Below are 15,540 nucleotides of genomic sequence, written 5' to 3'. Positions count from 1 at the left end.
CGCGCCGTTGCCGGCCGGCGCCGTGCTGTTCTCGCCGTGGACCGACCTGGCCGCCACCGGCGCGACGCTCGTGACCAACGACGGCGCCGATCCGATGTTCGCGGGCGCCGCGCTGGGCCGCGCCGCGCGCCTCTACGTGGGCGACGCGAGCGCGACCGATCCCTACGTTTCACCGCTTTACGCCGACGCGGCCGGTTTGCCGCCGCTGCTGATCCAGGCGGGCAGCACCGAAGTGCTGCTCGACGATTCGCGCCGTTTCGCCGAGCGCGCGCAGGCGGCCGGCGTCGACGTCGAACTGCAGGTGTGGCCGCGCATGCCGCACGTCTGGCAGATGGCCGTGCCGTTCGTGCCCGAGGCGCGCCGCGCGCTCGACGACGCGGCCGCGTTCGTGCGCCGCGTCACGGCCCGGCAAACGCAGGCTCAGATCGCGATCGCCTGATAGGCGGCCTCGATCGCCGGTTGCCCATACTTGCGTTCGAGCCTGCGCACCGCGAAGTGGCCGTGCGCGGCCTGTTGGAAGTGATCGATGAACAGCGTGTTGACGGTCGCGCCGAGCACCGCGCCGAGCGCCGGAATCGACTTGGCGGCGATCTGCTCCGTGACCTGCGCCGAGAAGCGCGAGGCGATCGCCTGCACGAGCCGCAGCAGCGCGGCCGAGCCGTGCGTCGCGAAGCCCTTCGACGCGATCTCCGACGACGCCTTCGACACCGCCTGCGCCAGCGCGCCGCGCAGCACGAAATAGCCGAAATCGGCGTCGCGCTCGGCGTCCGGATCGATCTCGCCGCCTTGCCGGCCGGCCGCCGAACCGGCGTTCGCGAAACCGCCGCCCATGCCGAGCACGGCCAGACACTGCAACTGCGCGTCGATCGAGTTCAGATCCTCGCCCTCGCTGCGCGCGATGTCGCAGATCGAGCGGAACATCAGCGTGGTGGTGACGGGCAGCTCCACCGGCAGCGCGAACAGCCCGAACGCGCCGCCCGCCGCGCCGGTGGTGGCCACGGCCAGCTTGTGCAGGAGGTTGCTGGGCTTGTCGGGCGCGTCGCCCGCGCTCGCCACGCCGCCCGACTTGCCGAGCGTGCGCAGCGCCAGATGCAGGCACTTGCGCAGCGCCAGCTCGGTTGCGTCGTTGATCTTGTCGGTGGCGAAGCCGGGCAGCCGAGCGATCATCTTCTCGATGGGCGCGCCCACCACGCTGGTCAGCTTCATCGTCAGCGACGGGCTTTCGAGCGCCAGCTTCGCGCGCTGCAGCGTGTCGAGATCCTCGGGCGACAGCGTCGCGTCGACGGGGTGAAAAATCGGTTCCATATCCCTCCAGCCGGGTTCCGGATGCGTTCGCGGGGGCCATCCAAGCCTGTGTAGCGTACCGCATGCATGGTACTATCTCGCAATTGTTGACTCATCAAACGTTGCGTGAGCAAAAGATGGCCGTCCATACCCGAGCCCACCATTCGAGCGGGCAAGTCCTGCCGTTTCGCGAATCCCTGCTGGCCATGCTTGGCGTGTCGTTCGTCACGATGCTGGTCGCCTTCGATCAGACCGTGGTGGGCACCGCGTTGCCGACCATCGTCGCCGAGCTGCGCGGGTTCGATCTCTATGCGTGGGTCGCCACGTCGTACCTGCTGACCTCGGTGATCACCGTGCCGATCTTCGGCCGGCTCGGCGATTACTATGGCCGCAAGCCGTTCGTGATCGCCTCGATCGTGGTGTTCACGGCGGCCTCGATGCTGTGCGGGATGGCCGGCAGCATGACGTTCCTCGTGTTCGCGCGCGTGCTGCAGGGCGTCGGCGGCGGCATGCTGGTGGGCACCGCGTTCGCCTGCGTGCCCGACCTGTTCCCCGATTCGATGGTGCGGCTGCGCTGGCAGGTGCTGATGAGCACGGCGTTCGGCATCGCCAACGCGATCGGCCCGTCGCTCGGCGGGTTCCTGACGCAGTTCTGGGGCTGGCGCTCGGTGTTCTACGTGAATCTGCCGTTCGGGCTGCTGTCGCTGTATTTCGTGATCCGCTACCTGCCGCACCTGCGCCACGCCAAGCACGAGGGCAAGATGCGGCTCGACTGGCCCGGCGCGCTGCTGATCGCGGCGGTGCTCGGCTCGCTGCAACTGTTCGTGGAATGGCTGCCCAAGCGCGGCTTCCTCGGCTGGCCGGCCGTGCTGCTGCTGATCGCGGTGGCCGGCGGCTTCGCGCTGTGGCGCTGGGAGAAGCGCAGCCCGCACGCGCTGCTGCCGCTCGACATGTTCGCGAACCGTTCGCTCGCGATGCTGTTCTCGCTGGCGATCCTGGCCGGCTTCTCGATGTTCTCGCTGCTGTTCTTCGCGCCGCTGCTGTTCCAGGGCGGCTTCGGGATGTCGCCGAAGGCGGCCGGCGTGGTGATCACGCCGCTGGTGGTGTTCATCACGATCGGCAGCATTCTGAACGGCCGCATCGTGACGCGCATTCCGAGCCCGAACGCGATGCTGCCGGCCGGCTTCGCGCTGCTCGCGGTGGCCTGCGCGGGCGTGGCGCTGTCGTCGCACACCACGCCGCAGGGGCTGCTGCTGGCCGTGATGGTGGCGGGCGGCATCGGCCTGGGCTTCGTGCTGCCAAACCTGACCGTGTTCGCGCAGCAGACGGCCGGCCGCGAGCATCTGGGCATCGCCACCGCCTTGCTGCAATCGCTGCGCATGGTTGGCGGTATGATCGGCACCGCGCTGACCGGCACGCTGGTCAATCAGATGTACGCCGGCGGCGTGCGCGACGCGCTCGGCAGCGATCGCGCGATGCAGTGGTTCGGGCGGCTGTCCGATCCGCAGATCCTGATCGACCGCGACGCGCAAACGCGCGTGGTGGCCGAACTCGTGCAGCAGGGCCATCCGGGCCCGTTGCTGCTCGAGACCGCGCGCACCTCGCTGGTCGGGGCGATCCATCTCGGCATCGCCGTCGCGGCCGTGGTGGCCGTGCTGTCCGTTTGGCAGAGTTGCCGCGTGCCGCCGATCCGGCTGCGCGGCAAGATCGAGCCGACCGTCGTCGCCGAATGAGCGGCGCGGTCGACGAATCAACCGTTACCGTCGTTCGAAACATGGAAGCCCAAGACCGCGTCGCGATTCTTCAACAATTCGGCCGCACCTATCGCGCGTTCCTCTCCGCCTTCGAGGCGCACGTCGGCCAGCCGATGCCGCGCTGGCGGATCCTGCTCGCGCTGAATAACGAAAGCGGCATGGCCTCGCAGAAGCGGCTCGTCGAGCTGGTGCGCACCGATCCGGGCGCGCTGACGCGTCAATTGAAATCGATGGAGGCGCTCGGCTGGATCGCGCGCGCGCCGGACCCGCGCGACAACCGCGTGACCAACGTCACGCTGACGGCGGACGGGCGTGCCGCGTTCGACGCCTGCATGCCGCGCCGTGTGGCGTTTCTCGACGAAACGATGTCGGCGCTGCCCGACGAGGCGCTCAACGCGCTGTCGGGCGCGCTGGCGATGCTGGAGGCGCGGATCGCCGAAGTGGGCGCCGCACCGGCCGAGGCGCCGGACGCGGCCGACGTGCCGGCCGCGCGCCGCGGCGCGAATCGCTCGGCGGCCTGAGCGGAGCGGGTTCGTGGCGCGCCGATTACGCGCGCCGCGCTTCACGCCGCCGCATCAAAGCTCGATGCGCGTGCCGAGCAGCTTGAGGAATTGCGCGAGCCAGGCCGGATGCGCGGGCCAGGCCGGCGCGGTGACGAACGGCGCATCGGTCACGGCCGCATCGACCGGAATGTCGGCATATTCGCCGCCCGCCATCCGCACTTCGGGCGCGCAGGCCGGATATGCCGAAATCTTCTTGCCGCGGATCACGTCGGCGGCCGCCAGCAGTTGCGCCGCATGGCAGATCGCCGCCACGGGCTTGCCCGCCTCGACGAACGCGCGCACCAGCGCAATCACCTTGGGCTCGAGACGCAGATATTCGGGCGCACGGCCGCCCGCGATCGCGATGGCGTCGTAGCGCGCCGCGTCGATCTCGTCGAAGCTCGCGTTCAGCGTGAAGTGGTGGCCGGGCTTTTCGGTGTAGGTCTGGTCGCCCTCGAAATCGTGGATCGCCGTCTTGATCTTGTCGCCGGCGCGCTTGCCGGGACACACCGCATGCACGGTATGGCCGACGGCCTGCAGCGCCTGGAACGGCACCATGGTTTCGTAGTCTTCGGCGAAATCGCCGGTGAGGAAGAGGATCTGCTTGGCTGCCATCATCTGCTCCGCAGGTTGAAGACGAGCGGGCAGTGTACGCCTCGCGCCGGGATGGCGTCGTGACGGGCAGCGGCCCCGGCGCGCGCCCGATGCGGACGCGGGCGCCGGGGCGGCCGGGCCGGGCTCAGAAGTACGTTTCGATCACTTCGGTCACGCGGTACTCGCCGTCCACCACCAGGATCTGCCGCCATTTGTCGAACGTCAGGCACGGGTGCGAGATGTCGAACGCGATCATGTCGCCCACCTTCACGTCCGCGCCCGGCGCGATCTTCAGGTAGGCGTGCTGATCCATCATGCCCGTCACTTCCCAGCCGTCGGCCGGCGTGACGGCGCGCGGCGCGGTTTCCGTGCCGGGGCGGTAATGGCGCGCCGGCTCGGGGTAGCCCGCGTCGAACGCCGCGTCGCGCTTGCCGAGCGCGACGATCGCGCGATCCGGCTCGGGAATCGACTGCACGTAGGCCCACAGCTGCAGCGCCGGCTTCAGCGCCTCGCCCATCCGCTTGGCCACCGGATTGCGCGCGAGGATGTCGGTCTGCGCCTTGCGGTAGATGCCGACGTCGTGCGTCAGATAGCAGCCCGGGCGCAGCACCACGTCGATCACGCCGTCGGCCTGGGCCTGCGCGAATTCGTCGGCCACCACGTCGTACCAGGCCGAACCCGCGCCCGACAGCACCGCCGGCGAGCGCGCGAAACGGCCCTCGGCCGCGAAGCCGCGCGCGAGCGCCACGGCGTCCCGCAGGAACGCGCGCACCTCGCCTTCTTCCTTGAGCACCCCTTCGTACACTTCGATGCCGGCCAGCTTGATCGTGTCGGCATGGCGCGCGATCGCGTCGAGCACGGCGGCGCGCTGCGCTTCGTCGCGCACGCCGGTGCGCCCGCCCGGCACGCCGAGTTCGAGCAGCACCTGCAGCGGCCGGTTGGCGGCGGCGAAGAAGCGGCCCAGTTGCTCGACGTTCTCGGCCGAATCGACGATGCAGAAGAATTCGAAATCGGGATCGGACAGCAGCTCGGCGACGATCGCCATGTTGTGCTTGCCGACCAGCTGATTGGCCATCAGCACGCGGTTGATGCCGCCGTGATACGCGGCGCGCGTCTGATGCGCGGTGGCGAGCGTGATGCCCCAGGCGCCCGTTTCGATCTGGCGGCGGAACAATTGCGGCGCCATGGTGGTCTTGCCGTGGGGGGCGAGCTTGACGCCGTATTCGGCGACGAACGCCTGCATCCACTTCAGGTTGTGCTCGACGAGATCGGCGTACAGCACCGCGGCGGGCAGGCTGACGTCTTCCGCGAGCAGGTTCCATTCGAGCCGCGCCGCGTCCGACAACTGCACGCTCGCGCTCGGCACGCGGCCCAGGCCCTTGCCGGTCGGTTGGATCGTGGCTTCCTGATAGTTTGTAACTTTCATCTTCGAGTGCTCCATCGTCTCGTCATGTTTGTATCGAAGTTGACGGCAGGATAGTACAGAAAGTAGCATCCGCCCGGTGATGTTATTTATTAACACGAACCGACCGTGCGATTGATCCGATGAATGCCGATTCGAGCAACGACGCTCGCCATTTCGCTGCGCCGAACGATGCCGCCGAGCCGACGGCCGGGCAAGCCGCGCCGGCCACGGCCCAGCTCGCGTTCGACATCGTGGCACGGATCGCCGAATGCGCGCCCGCACTGCGCGACGCCGAACGCAAGGTGGCCGCGCGCATCCTCGACGATCTGGCCGCCGCCGCGCATGCCAGCATCGGCGAGATCGCCGCGCAGGCCGTCACATACCAATAGAAATACTGTTCGTGGCCGCTCGCCTTGAACCGCAGCGCGACGAACTCCGTCGTGCCGCCGAGGATCGCCGTGGTCAGCGCATACGGCAGTCCCACCGCGAGCGCGCGAATCCGCACCGGGAACAGTTCGGTCTTCGCCAGCATGTGCACGGACGTGAAGCCGCTCAGCATCACCAGCCCCGCGAACGACAGCAGGAACGCGATCAACGGGCTGTGCGTGCGGCTCAGCGCCGTGAAGAGCGGCACCGAGAACAGCGTCGTCGACAACCCGAACACGATCAGCACGGCGCGCCGCCCGAACACGTCGGACGCAAGCCCGAACAGCGGCTGCAACGGCATGTAGAGCAGCAGCGCGGCGGTCGATACCAGCGTGGCGGTTTCCTTCGTCAGGCCCACCGTGTTCACGAGGTATTTCTGCATATAGACGGTGAACGTGTAGAAGCCCACCGTACCGCCGATCGTGATGCCGATCGCGAGCAGGATCTGCGGCCAGTGCACGAACAACTGGCGCGCGACCGACGGGCCGTCCTCGCGCGCGGCGCGGCGGAACGCGTCCGATTCGGTCACGTTGCGGCGCATGTACAGCGCGAACAGCGCGAGCGCGCCGCCGATCAGGAACGGCAGGCGCCAGCCCCAGCGCTCGATCTGCGCGCCGCTCATCAGCAGGTTCTGCATGACGAGCATCAGCGCGAGCGCCACCAGTTGCCCCGCCACCACGCTGACCTGAAGAAAGCCCAGATAGAAGCCGCGCCGGTTCGGCGGCGCGATTTCGCTCAGGTACGTGGCGCTGGTGCCGTATTCGCCGCCCATGTTGAGCCCTTGCAGCAGCCGCGCCGCGATCAGCACGATCGGCGCGAGCACGCCGATGGTCGCGTAGTCGGGCGTCACGGCAATCATCAGCGACCCCACGCACATCGCCGTCACCGACCAGGTCAGCGCCTTCTTGCGCCCGTGCCGGTCGGCGTACAACCCCACCAGCCAACTGCCGAGCGGCCGCGCCACATAGCCCACCGCCGCGATCGCCGCCGTATTCATCAGTTGTACGGTCGGCTTGTCGCTCGGGAAGAACGCCTTCGCGAAGTAGATCGAAAAGATGCTGTAGGCGAGAAAGTCGTACCACTCGATCAGGTTGCCGGCCAGGCCGCCGACGATCGAGCGGATGGTCGGCGCCGGCACCGGCCCGGCCGCCGCCGCGCCCCGCGCGGCGTCGATCTCCAGGTCGCGCATGTCCGTCATGGTGTCTCCTCGTATTGATGTGTTCTGGATGGACGGGCTCAGCCCTTCGCGGCGTAGTCGCGATCGAGCTGGTCGTAGAACGGCTTGTTGACGAGCCGCTGGCGCTCGGCGAACGGCGCCACGATCGACGGATCCTCGTCGAGCCGGCCGTTGGCGCTCAACTGGCCGAGCGCGCGCTGCATGCCGACCAGCGCGCCCTGCAGCGCCGCGTTCGCGTACAGCACGAGCGCGTAGCCGAGGCCCGCGAGCGTGTCGCGCGACTGCACCGGCGTCTTGCCGCCGATCACGATGTTGATCAGTTGCGGGGCGTCGATCAGTTTCGGCAGGCGCTCGATGTCCTCCAACCGCTCGGTCGCCTCGATGAACAGGATGTCCGCGCCGGCCTCGATCAGCGCATGGCCGCGCTCGATCGCATCCTCGATGCCGTGCACGGCCGCCGCGTCGGTGCGCGCCATGATCAGCAGGTTGGCGTCGTCGCGCGCATCCACCGCCGCACGGATCTTGCCGACCATCTCGCCGCGGCCGATCACCTCCTTGTTGTTGAAGTGGCCGCACTTCTTCGGCATGACCTGATCCTCGAACTGGATCGCGTCCGCGCCGCTGCGCTCCAGCGTGCGCACCGTGTGACGCACGTTCAGCGCGTTGCCGAAGCCGGTATCGGCATCGACGATCAGCGGCAGATCCACCGCGTCGCGCACCCGCGCAGTGTGTTCGGCGATGTCGCTCAGGCCGATGAAGCCGAGATCCGGCAGGCCGAACGACATGTTGGTGACGCCGGCGCCCGTCAGGTACAGCGCCTCGAAGCCGGCGTCCTCGATGACGCGCGCGCTCATCGCGTTGAAGGCGCCCGGCACGAGCAGGCCGCGGCGTTCGTTGACCTTGGCGCGGAATGCGGCGCGTCGCAGGCTGGCAGAGGAAGACATGGCGATTTCCTGATGAGGGGTTGGAGGTGTGCGGCCCTGTGATTGCGAAAAGCGTGCCAATCGCCGGATTTGGCGCGCAACACGGCGGAACGCGGCCGGGAGGACGTCCGGCTGGGCCGAATGCCGGGCGGATTTTTCGCGATGCGTTTCATGGCAGAATCCACGGAACACTTTCGAACGCATCGAAACGTTTCAACATCGTTCCATCCTCATCCGGCCGCCACGCCCATGTCCTCGCCCAACCCGTCGCCGCGCCAGGGCCGCCCCGCCATCGCGCTCGTCAGCATCAGCCGCCTGCAGCACCTGTTCGCGACCGTCGCGCCGCGCTACGACGACCGGGCCCGCCTGATCTATATCCGCGAGGGCTACGGCAACGCGGTGGCCGCCCTGCAGCCGGCGATCGAGGCGGGCACCGTGGACGTCGTGCTGGCCGCCGGCTCGAACGGCGCGTATCTGCGCGACAACCTGAACGTGCCGGTGGTGGTGGTGCGCGTGAACGGCTTCGACGTGCTCGCGGCCATCACGCACGCCAACGCCACCTGGCCCGGCGACGCGATCGGGCTGGTGCTGCACGAAAGCGTGTCGCACGAGCTGGCCGACCTCGGCGCGTGGCTCAAGCTGCGCCTCACGCAGCGCGCCTACCGCACCGTCGACGAGGTGCGCACCGCCGTCGAGACGCTGGCCGCGTCGGGCTGCCGCGTGATCATCGGGCCGGGCATGGCCTGCGATCTGGCGCAGGCGGCGGGCCTCGAAAGCGTGTTCCTGTACTCGATCGGCGCGGTGGGCGAAGCGTTCGAGCGCTCGGTCGAACTGGCGCGCGTGAGCCGCCAGAAGGAATCGAAACGCGTGCGCCTGAACACCATCGTGTCGCACCTGCGCGACGGCGTGGCCGCGTTCGACGACGCCGGGCAGCTCGAGGCCGTGAACCCGGCGATGCTGAATCTGCTGAACCTCGACCGCGGCGCCGACCTGGCCGCCCAGCTGGAGCGCGCGGTCGGCCCGCTGTTGCGCGAAGTGGCGAGCAGCGACGCGCCCGTGGACGAGCGGATCCAGCAGATCGGCGGACGTTCGCTGATCGTCGGCGGCGTGCCGATCGTCGAGCAGGGCGTGCGTTCGGGCACGGTCGTGACGGTGCAGGACGCGCTCGTCGCGCAGCGCATCGACCGGTCGCTGCGCACCACGCAGCGCCCGCGCCATCTGGTGGCGCGCTACGAGCTGACCGACCTGGTGGGCGATTCCGCCGCCATGACGCGCGTGCGCCGGCTCGCGACGATCGGCGCCCGGCACGACGCCACGGTGCTGCTGACTGGAGAAAGCGGCACCGGCAAGGAGCTGGTCGCGCAGGGCATCCACAACGCGAGCCAGCGGCGCGGCAATCCGTTCGTCGCGTTCAATTGCGCCGCGCTGCCCGACGGGCTGATCGAAAGCGAGCTGTTCGGCCACGAGGAAGGGGCGTTTACGGGCGCGCGGCGCGGCGGCAAGCCCGGCCTGATCGAGACGGCCCACACCGGCACGCTGTTCCTCGACGAGATCGGCGAGATGCCGCCCGCGCTGCAAAGCCGGCTGCTGCGCGTGCTGCAGGAGCGCGAGGTGATGAAGCTCGGCGCGAGCCGCGCGACGCCGGTGGATATTCGCGTGATCGCGGCGACGCACCGCGATTTGCGCGCGATGGTGGCGGAGGGCAGCTTCCGGGCCGATCTGTATTTCCGGCTCAACCTGCTCAATATCGCGCTGCCGGCGCTGCGCGAGCGGCGCGAGGATATTGCGGCGCTGGCGCGGCACCTGTTGCGGGCGACGGCCGCGCGCTACGCGCTGGCGCCGGATTCGGCCGAGCGCGTGCTGGCGTGGTTCGCGCCGTATTTCGCGGGTTATGCGTGGCCGGGGAATGTCCGGGAGCTGGAGAATCTGCTGACGCGGGCGGCGCTGTTTGCCGCGGGGGATGAGGGCGAGGTGTCGGTGCCCGCGCTGTTGGCCGGGATTTTTCCGGAGTTCGCGGCGGATGACGGGCTAGGCGACAGGCTGGGCGCCGAGCCGGGCAATGGCGACGATCGGCCGTTATCGGCGGCGCAAGGCGAGGATGCGGCGCGCGATCGCCGCCAGGCACCCCCTGCGCCGGTCACACGCGCGGACATCGAACGCGCGCTTGCGACACACGGCGGCAATCGCGCCGCGGCGAGCCGGGCGCTCGGCATCGGGCGCACGACGCTGTGGCGGATCATGAAGACGCCGCCGTCGGCTTGAGGCTGCCGCCGCGGCTTCCGCGCGGCAGATAAAAAAAGACCTCGACGCACGGTCGAGGTCTTTTTGAGCAGAGGGCGTGTTGCCGATCAGAACGGGATATCGTCGTCCATCTCGTCGAAACCGCCGCCCGACGGCTGCTGGTTCTGACGGCTCGCACCGCCGCCGCCGCCCGATGCACGGCCACCACCGCCGCCGCCACCGCCGCGTTCCATGTCGCCGCCGCGGCTGCCGCCGCCGCTACCGCCACGGTTGCCGCCGCCGTAACCACCGCCGCTGTAACCACCACCACCGCCACCGCCGTAGCCATCGTCGCCGCCGCCGCCGCCACCGCCCGCGCCGCCACGGCCGCCGAGCATCTGCATCTGGTCGGCGACGATTTCGGTCGAGTAGCGATCCTGGCCGTCCTGGCCTTGCCACTTGCGGGTACGCAGGCGTCCTTCGATGTACACCGCCGAGCCCTTCTTCAGGTACTCGTTGACGATCTCGGCCAGACGGCCGAAGAACGCCACGCGATGCCACTCGGTCACTTCCTTGAATTCGTTGCTTGCCTTGTCCTTGTAGCGGTCGGTGGTGGCGAGGCGAATGTTCGCCACGGCATCGCCGCTCGGCAGGTAACGCACTTCGGGATCGGCGCCGAGGTTGCCGACGAGAATGACCTTGTTGACGGATGCCATGTATTTCTCCAAAAAATTCGAAAGCGCCGCGGCGCGCGGCCTGTCAAGCCTTGCGCGGGGGCGCTTTCATGCTGGCGGCGATTATAAGCCACACCGCCACCAAGCCAGAGCAGGTATAGAACACCTCGTTCGCGCCGCCCGTCTTCAGCAGCCAGCCGCCCACCACGCCGCCCAGCGCCAGGCCGATCGACTGCGTGGTGTTGTAGACGCCGGTGGCCGCGCCCTTGCGCGAACCCGGTGCGAGCTTCGAAACGAGCGACGGCTGCGAGGCCTCGAGAATGTTGAAGCCAAGGAAGTACACGAACAGCACCGCCGCGACGATCACTATCGTATGCGGCGTGGAGCCGAGCAACAATTGGCCGATCAGGATAGACGCGATGCCGCCAAGCAGCACGGGTTTCATCTTGCCGCGCTTCTCGGCCACGATGATGGCCGGCACCATCGCCACGAACGCCAGCCCCATCACCGGCAGATACACCTGCCAGTGCGACGCCACCGGCAGCCCGGCGTCCACCAGCAGGCGCGGCACGACGAGGAACAGCGCGGTTTGCGTGGCATGCAGCACCAGCACGCCGAAATTCAGGCGCAGCAGTTCGGTGTTGCGCAGCACCTCGGCGAACGGCGCCTTCACGTGCACCGGCGGCTTCGGCGCGTCGGGCACGACCCAGAACACCACGCCGATCGCGAGCAGCGACAGCACGCCGACGATCGTGAACAGCCCGTTCATGCCGACCCAGTGGAACACGATCGGCGCGCCCACGATCGCCACCGCGAACGACACGCCGATCGAGCCGCCGACCATCGCCATCGCCTTGGTGCGGTTGCGCTCCGAGGTCAGATCGGCGATGAACGCCAGCACCGCCGACGATACCGCCCCCATTCCCTGCACGACCCGGCCGACGATGATCCACGTGATGTCGTGGGCGAACGCCGCGATGAACGCGCCGAGCGCGAACACCAGCAGGCCGAACGCGATCACCGGCTTGCGGCCGAAACGGTCGGACGCCCAGCCGTAGAAGATATAGAGCAGCGATTGCGTCACGCCGTAGGCGCCGAGCGCAATGCCGACGAGCAGCACGTTGTCGCCGCCGGGGATCGTTTTCGCGTAGACGGAAAACACCGGCATGATCATGAACAGGCCCAGCATGCGCAGCGCGAAGATGGCGGCAAGCGAGGCGGTCGCGCGCATTTCGGGCGCACTCATGCGAGCAGAAGAAGCGGACGGATTGGACATCGGGGGAAGCGGGTCGATTTGAGCGGGCATCCGCCCGATTGCGGGCGGCGGGGGATAAGGCCGGCTCCGAGTTGCGCCGCCAGACTGCCTCGCCTGCGCCGCAATGTACGCAGCGCGTGCCCCGAAACTGCCTGCGCAGCAGGCGGAATCGAGAGCCGGGAGCCCGAAACGACGGTCTCGAAAAGCCGTTATAGTAGCAGGTTTGGTTTCCTCCTCTTTCGCCAGGTTCATGGAACAGATCCGTATCCGTGGGGCACGCACCCACAACCTGAAGAACGTCAATCTCGACCTGCCGCGCCACAAGCTGGTGGTGATCACGGGGCTGTCGGGGTCGGGCAAATCGTCGTTGGCGTTCGACACCCTTTATGCGGAAGGGCAGCGGCGCTACGTCGAAAGCCTGTCCGCCTACGCGCGGCAGTTTCTTCAGTTGATGGAGAAGCCCGACGTCGACCTGATCGAGGGCTTGTCCCCGGCGATTTCGATCGAACAGAAGGCCACGTCGCACAACCCGCGTTCGACCGTCGGCACCGTCACGGAAATCCACGATTACCTGCGACTTTTGTACGCACGTGTCGGCACACCGCATTGCCCCGACCACGAGATCCCGCTGCAGGCGCAAAGCGTCTCGCAGATGGTCGACGCCGCGCTGGCGCTGCCGGAGGACACCAAGCTGATGATCCTCGCGCCGGTGGTCGCCAACCGCAAGGGCGAGCACGCCGAGCTGTTCGAGGAGATGCAGGCCCACGGTTTCGTGCGGTTCCGGGTGCGCTCGGGCGGCGGCACGGCCAACGAGGGCGTGGCGAAGATCTACGAGGTCGAATCGCTGCCGAAGCTCAAGAAGAACGACAAGCACACCATCGACGTAGTGGTCGACCGCCTGAAGGTGCGCGCGGACATGAAGCAGCGCCTGGCCGAATCGTTCGAAACGGCGCTGCGCCTGGCCGACGGCCGCGCGATCGCGCTCGAGATGGATACCGATCAGGAACACCTGTTCAGCTCGAAGTTCGCCTGCCCGATCTGCTCGTATTCGCTGCAGGAGCTCGAACCGCGCCTGTTCTCGTTCAACAACCCGATGGGCGCCTGCCCGGAATGCGACGGCCTCGGCCAGATCACGTTCTTCGATCCGAAGCGGGTGGTGGCGCATCCGTCGCTGTCGCTGGCCGCCGGCGCCGTGAAGGGCTGGGACCGGCGCAACCAGTTCTACTTCCAGATGCTGCAGAGCCTCGCGGCGTTCTACGAGTTCGACATCGACGCCGCCTTCGAGGATCTGCCCGAAAAGGTGCGCAAGATCCTGCTGTACGGCTCGGGCAAGCAGGAAATCCCGTTCTCGTACATCAACGAGCGCGGCCGCACGACGATTCGCGAGCACGTGTTCGAGGGGATCATCCCGAACCTGGAGCGCCGCTACCGCGAGACCGATTCGGCCGCGGTGCGCGAGGAGCTCGCCAAATACCAGAACAACCAGCCCTGCCCGGCCTGCGACGGCACGCGCCTGCGCCGCGAGGCGCGTTTCGTGCGCATCGGCACCGGCGAGCAGGCGCGCGCCATCTATGAAGTGAGCGGCTTGCCGCTGCGCGATACGCTCGGCTATTTCGACAAGCTTCAGCTCGACGGCTCGAAGGCGGAGATCGCCGACAAGGTCATCAAGGAAATCGTCGCCCGGCTGACGTTCCTCAATAACGTGGGCCTCGATTACCTGTCGCTCGACCGCAGCGCCGAAACGCTGTCGGGCGGCGAGGCGCAGCGCATCCGGCTCGCCTCGCAGATCGGCTCGGGCCTCACGGGCGTCATGTACGTGCTCGACGAGCCGTCGATCGGCCTGCACCAGCGCGACAACGACCGCCTGATCGCCACGCTCAAGCACCTGCGCGATCTCGGCAACTCGGTGATCGTGGTCGAGCACGACGAGGACATGATCCGCACGGCCGATTACGTGGTCGACATGGGCCCGGGCGCCGGCGAACACGGCGGCGTGGTGATCGCCGAAGGCACGCCGAAGCAGGTGCAGGCCAACGCGACCTCGCTGACGGGCCAGTACCTGGCCGGCAAGAAGTTCATCGAATATCCCGACGAACGCATGGCGCCCGACGAGGATCGGATGCTGCGGATCGGCGACGCGCACGGCAACAACCTCAAGCACGTCTCGCTCGACCTGCCGGTCGGCCTGCTGACCTGCATCACCGGCGTGTCGGGTTCCGGCAAATCCACGCTGATCAACGACACGCTCTATCAGGCCGTGGCGCGCCACCTGTACGGCTCGTCGGCCGAACCGGCGCCGTACGAATCGATCGAGGGCCTCGAGCATTTCGACAAGGTCATCAACGTCGATCAGTCGCCGATCGGCCGCACGCCGCGCTCGAACCCGGCCACCTACACGGGCCTGTTCACGCCGATCCGCGAGCTGTTCTCGGGCGTGCCGGCCTCGAAGGAGCGCGGCTACGATCCGGGCCGCTTCTCGTTCAACGTCAAGGGCGGCCGCTGCGAGGCCTGCCAGGGCGACGGCGTGCTGAAGGTCGAGATGCACTTCCTGCCCGACGTGTACGTGCCGTGCGACGTCTGCCACGGCAAGCGCTACAACCGCGAAACGCTCGAGGTGCTGTACAAGGGCAAGAACATCAGCGAAGTGCTCGACATGACGGTCGAGCACGCCTATGCGTTCTTCAGCGCGGTGCCGGTGGTGGCGCGCAAGCTCAAGACGCTGCTCGACGTGGGCCTCGGCTACATCCGGCTCGGCCAGTCGGCCACCACGCTGTCGGGCGGCGAGGCGCAGCGCGTCAAGCTCTCGCTGGAACTGTCCAAGCGCGACACCGGCCGCACGCTCTACATCCTCGACGAGCCGACCACCGGCCTGCACTTCCACGACATCGCGCTGCTGCTCGAAGTGATCCACCGGCTGCGCGACCAGGGCAACACGGTCGTCATCATCGAGCACAACCTCGACGTCATCAAAACCTCCGACTGGGTCATCGACCTCGGGCCGGAGGGCGGCGCCGGCGGCGGGCAGATCATCGCCCAGGGCACGCCCGAGCAGGTCGCGAAAACCAAGGCCAGCTTCACCGGCAAATACCTCGCGCCGCTGCTCAAGCGTCCCAAGCAGTAAACCCGCAGCCGCCGCGGCCTCCCCGGCCCGGCGGCGCGTTCATCGCTCCCCTGTTCTCGGTAACCGCACCGGCATTTTCTGCCGTCAATCGTTGCTATACTCGCGCGATGCGGGCGGCGTGCGCCTTGTCCACGAGCGCGCGAACCGTACCGACCGAACAGGAAC

Annotated in this window: 11 protein-coding genes and 2 pseudogenes; 6 read left to right on the top strand and 7 right to left on the bottom strand. The window is 68.1% G+C overall.

Annotated features, from left to right (window positions below; genetic code table 11):
* Nucleotides 1-439: alpha/beta hydrolase fold domain-containing protein (locus G3N92_RS06010; protein WP_206126541.1), on the top strand; the 439-nt coding region annotated here is incomplete at its 5' end.
* Here G3N92_RS06010 and G3N92_RS06005 read toward each other — a convergent pair.
* Nucleotides 421-1,305: an EcsC family protein gene (locus G3N92_RS06005; protein WP_206126540.1), complete on the bottom strand. Its 885-nt coding sequence runs from the start codon at nucleotides 1,303-1,305 to the stop codon at nucleotides 421-423. The two genes, G3N92_RS06010 and G3N92_RS06005, sit on opposite strands and share 19 nt — an antisense overlap.
* A gap of 116 nt (nucleotides 1,306-1,421) precedes the next feature.
* Between G3N92_RS06005 and G3N92_RS06000 the strand changes: the two genes are divergently transcribed.
* Entirely contained in the window at nucleotides 1,422-3,017 is a 1,596-nt protein-coding gene (locus G3N92_RS06000) for an MFS transporter (RefSeq protein WP_206126539.1), read from the top strand.
* A 41-nt stretch (nucleotides 3,018-3,058) separates the two neighbouring features.
* Entirely contained in the window at nucleotides 3,059-3,559 is a 501-nt protein-coding gene (locus tag G3N92_RS05995) for a MarR family transcriptional regulator (RefSeq protein ID WP_206126538.1), read from the top strand.
* Between the two features lie 54 nt (nucleotides 3,560-3,613).
* Here G3N92_RS05995 and G3N92_RS05990 read toward each other — a convergent pair whose 3' ends face one another.
* The gene (locus G3N92_RS05990) at nucleotides 3,614-4,195 is read right to left on the bottom strand and encodes a DJ-1/PfpI family protein (RefSeq protein ID WP_206126546.1); all 582 of its coding nucleotides are present in this window, start codon (nucleotides 4,193-4,195) and stop codon (nucleotides 3,614-3,616) included.
* A gap of 124 nt (nucleotides 4,196-4,319) precedes the next feature.
* Nucleotides 4,320-5,600, bottom strand: coding sequence for an amino acid deaminase (locus G3N92_RS05985; protein ID WP_206126537.1), 1,281 nt, complete (start codon nucleotides 5,598-5,600; stop codon nucleotides 4,320-4,322).
* Nucleotides 5,601-5,719: 119 nt separating this feature from the next.
* Here G3N92_RS05985 and G3N92_RS35465 point away from each other — a divergent pair.
* Nucleotides 5,720-5,953: pseudogene (locus G3N92_RS35465) on the top strand (hypothetical protein); the annotation flags it as partial.
* On the opposite strand, the pseudogene G3N92_RS05980 reads toward G3N92_RS35465, so the two are convergent.
* A pseudogene (locus G3N92_RS05980) lies at nucleotides 5,935-7,203 on the bottom strand (MFS transporter); the annotation flags it as partial. The pseudogenes G3N92_RS35465 and G3N92_RS05980 sit on opposite strands and share 19 nt — an antisense overlap.
* Before the next feature lie 38 nt (nucleotides 7,204-7,241).
* A complete protein-coding gene (locus G3N92_RS05975) occupies nucleotides 7,242-8,126 on the bottom strand; it encodes an oxaloacetate decarboxylase (RefSeq protein WP_206126535.1) in 885 nt (294 codons plus the stop codon).
* 228 nt (nucleotides 8,127-8,354) lie between these two features.
* Here G3N92_RS05975 and prpR point away from each other — a divergent pair, with 228 nt between their 5' ends.
* Nucleotides 8,355-10,367 carry a propionate catabolism operon regulatory protein PrpR gene (prpR, locus tag G3N92_RS05970; RefSeq protein WP_206126534.1) on the top strand — a complete coding sequence of 671 codons (2,013 nt, stop codon included), beginning with the start codon at nucleotides 8,355-8,357 and terminating at the stop codon, nucleotides 10,365-10,367.
* 86 nt (nucleotides 10,368-10,453) lie between these two features.
* Here prpR and G3N92_RS05965 read toward each other — a convergent pair whose 3' ends face one another.
* Nucleotides 10,454-11,041 (bottom strand): single-stranded DNA-binding protein, encoded by a 588-nt coding sequence (locus tag G3N92_RS05965; protein ID WP_206126533.1) that lies wholly within the window; start codon nucleotides 11,039-11,041, stop codon nucleotides 10,454-10,456.
* A gap of 43 nt (nucleotides 11,042-11,084) precedes the next feature.
* On the bottom strand, nucleotides 11,085-12,275 hold the full coding sequence (locus tag G3N92_RS05960; protein ID WP_206126532.1) for an MFS transporter: 1,191 nt from the start codon (nucleotides 12,273-12,275) through the stop codon (nucleotides 11,085-11,087).
* A 229-nt stretch (nucleotides 12,276-12,504) separates the two neighbouring features.
* On the opposite strand from G3N92_RS05960, the gene uvrA reads away from it, so the two are divergent.
* A complete protein-coding gene (gene uvrA / locus G3N92_RS05955) occupies nucleotides 12,505-15,375 on the top strand; it encodes an excinuclease ABC subunit UvrA (protein ID WP_206126531.1) in 2,871 nt (956 codons plus the stop codon).
* The last annotated feature ends 165 nt before the right edge of the window (nucleotides 15,376-15,540 follow it).

Source organism: Burkholderia sp. Ac-20379 (assembly GCF_017104645.1).
Classification (GTDB): domain Bacteria; phylum Pseudomonadota; class Gammaproteobacteria; order Burkholderiales; family Burkholderiaceae; genus Burkholderia.
Note: the sequence above shows the minus strand (reverse complement) of the source record. Positions and strands in the feature narration are given on the sequence as shown.

What these genes read in the sequence shown, in the direction of transcription:
- G3N92_RS05975 (WP_206126535.1), bottom strand. Translation starts at nt 8,126, where the DNA reads ATGTCTTCCTCTGCCAGCCTGCGACGCGCCGCATTCCGCGCCAAGGTC.
- G3N92_RS05960 (WP_206126532.1), bottom strand. Translation starts at nt 12,275, where the DNA reads ATGTCCAATCCGTCCGCTTCTTCTGCTCGCATGAGTGCGCCCGAAATG.
- G3N92_RS05990 (WP_206126546.1), bottom strand. Translation starts at nt 4,195, where the DNA reads ATGGCAGCCAAGCAGATCCTCTTCCTCACCGGCGATTTCGCCGAAGAC.
- G3N92_RS06000 (WP_206126539.1), top strand. Translation starts at nt 1,422, where the DNA reads ATGGCCGTCCATACCCGAGCCCACCATTCGAGCGGGCAAGTCCTGCCG.
- G3N92_RS05985 (WP_206126537.1), bottom strand. Translation starts at nt 5,600, where the DNA reads ATGAAAGTTACAAACTATCAGGAAGCCACGATCCAACCGACCGGCAAG.
- prpR (WP_206126534.1), top strand. Translation starts at nt 8,355, where the DNA reads ATGTCCTCGCCCAACCCGTCGCCGCGCCAGGGCCGCCCCGCCATCGCG.
- uvrA (WP_206126531.1), top strand. Translation starts at nt 12,505, where the DNA reads ATGGAACAGATCCGTATCCGTGGGGCACGCACCCACAACCTGAAGAAC.
- G3N92_RS05965 (WP_206126533.1), bottom strand. Translation starts at nt 11,041, where the DNA reads ATGGCATCCGTCAACAAGGTCATTCTCGTCGGCAACCTCGGCGCCGAT.
- G3N92_RS06005 (WP_206126540.1), bottom strand. Translation starts at nt 1,305, where the DNA reads ATGGAACCGATTTTTCACCCCGTCGACGCGACGCTGTCGCCCGAGGAT.
- G3N92_RS05995 (WP_206126538.1), top strand. Translation starts at nt 3,059, where the DNA reads ATGGAAGCCCAAGACCGCGTCGCGATTCTTCAACAATTCGGCCGCACC.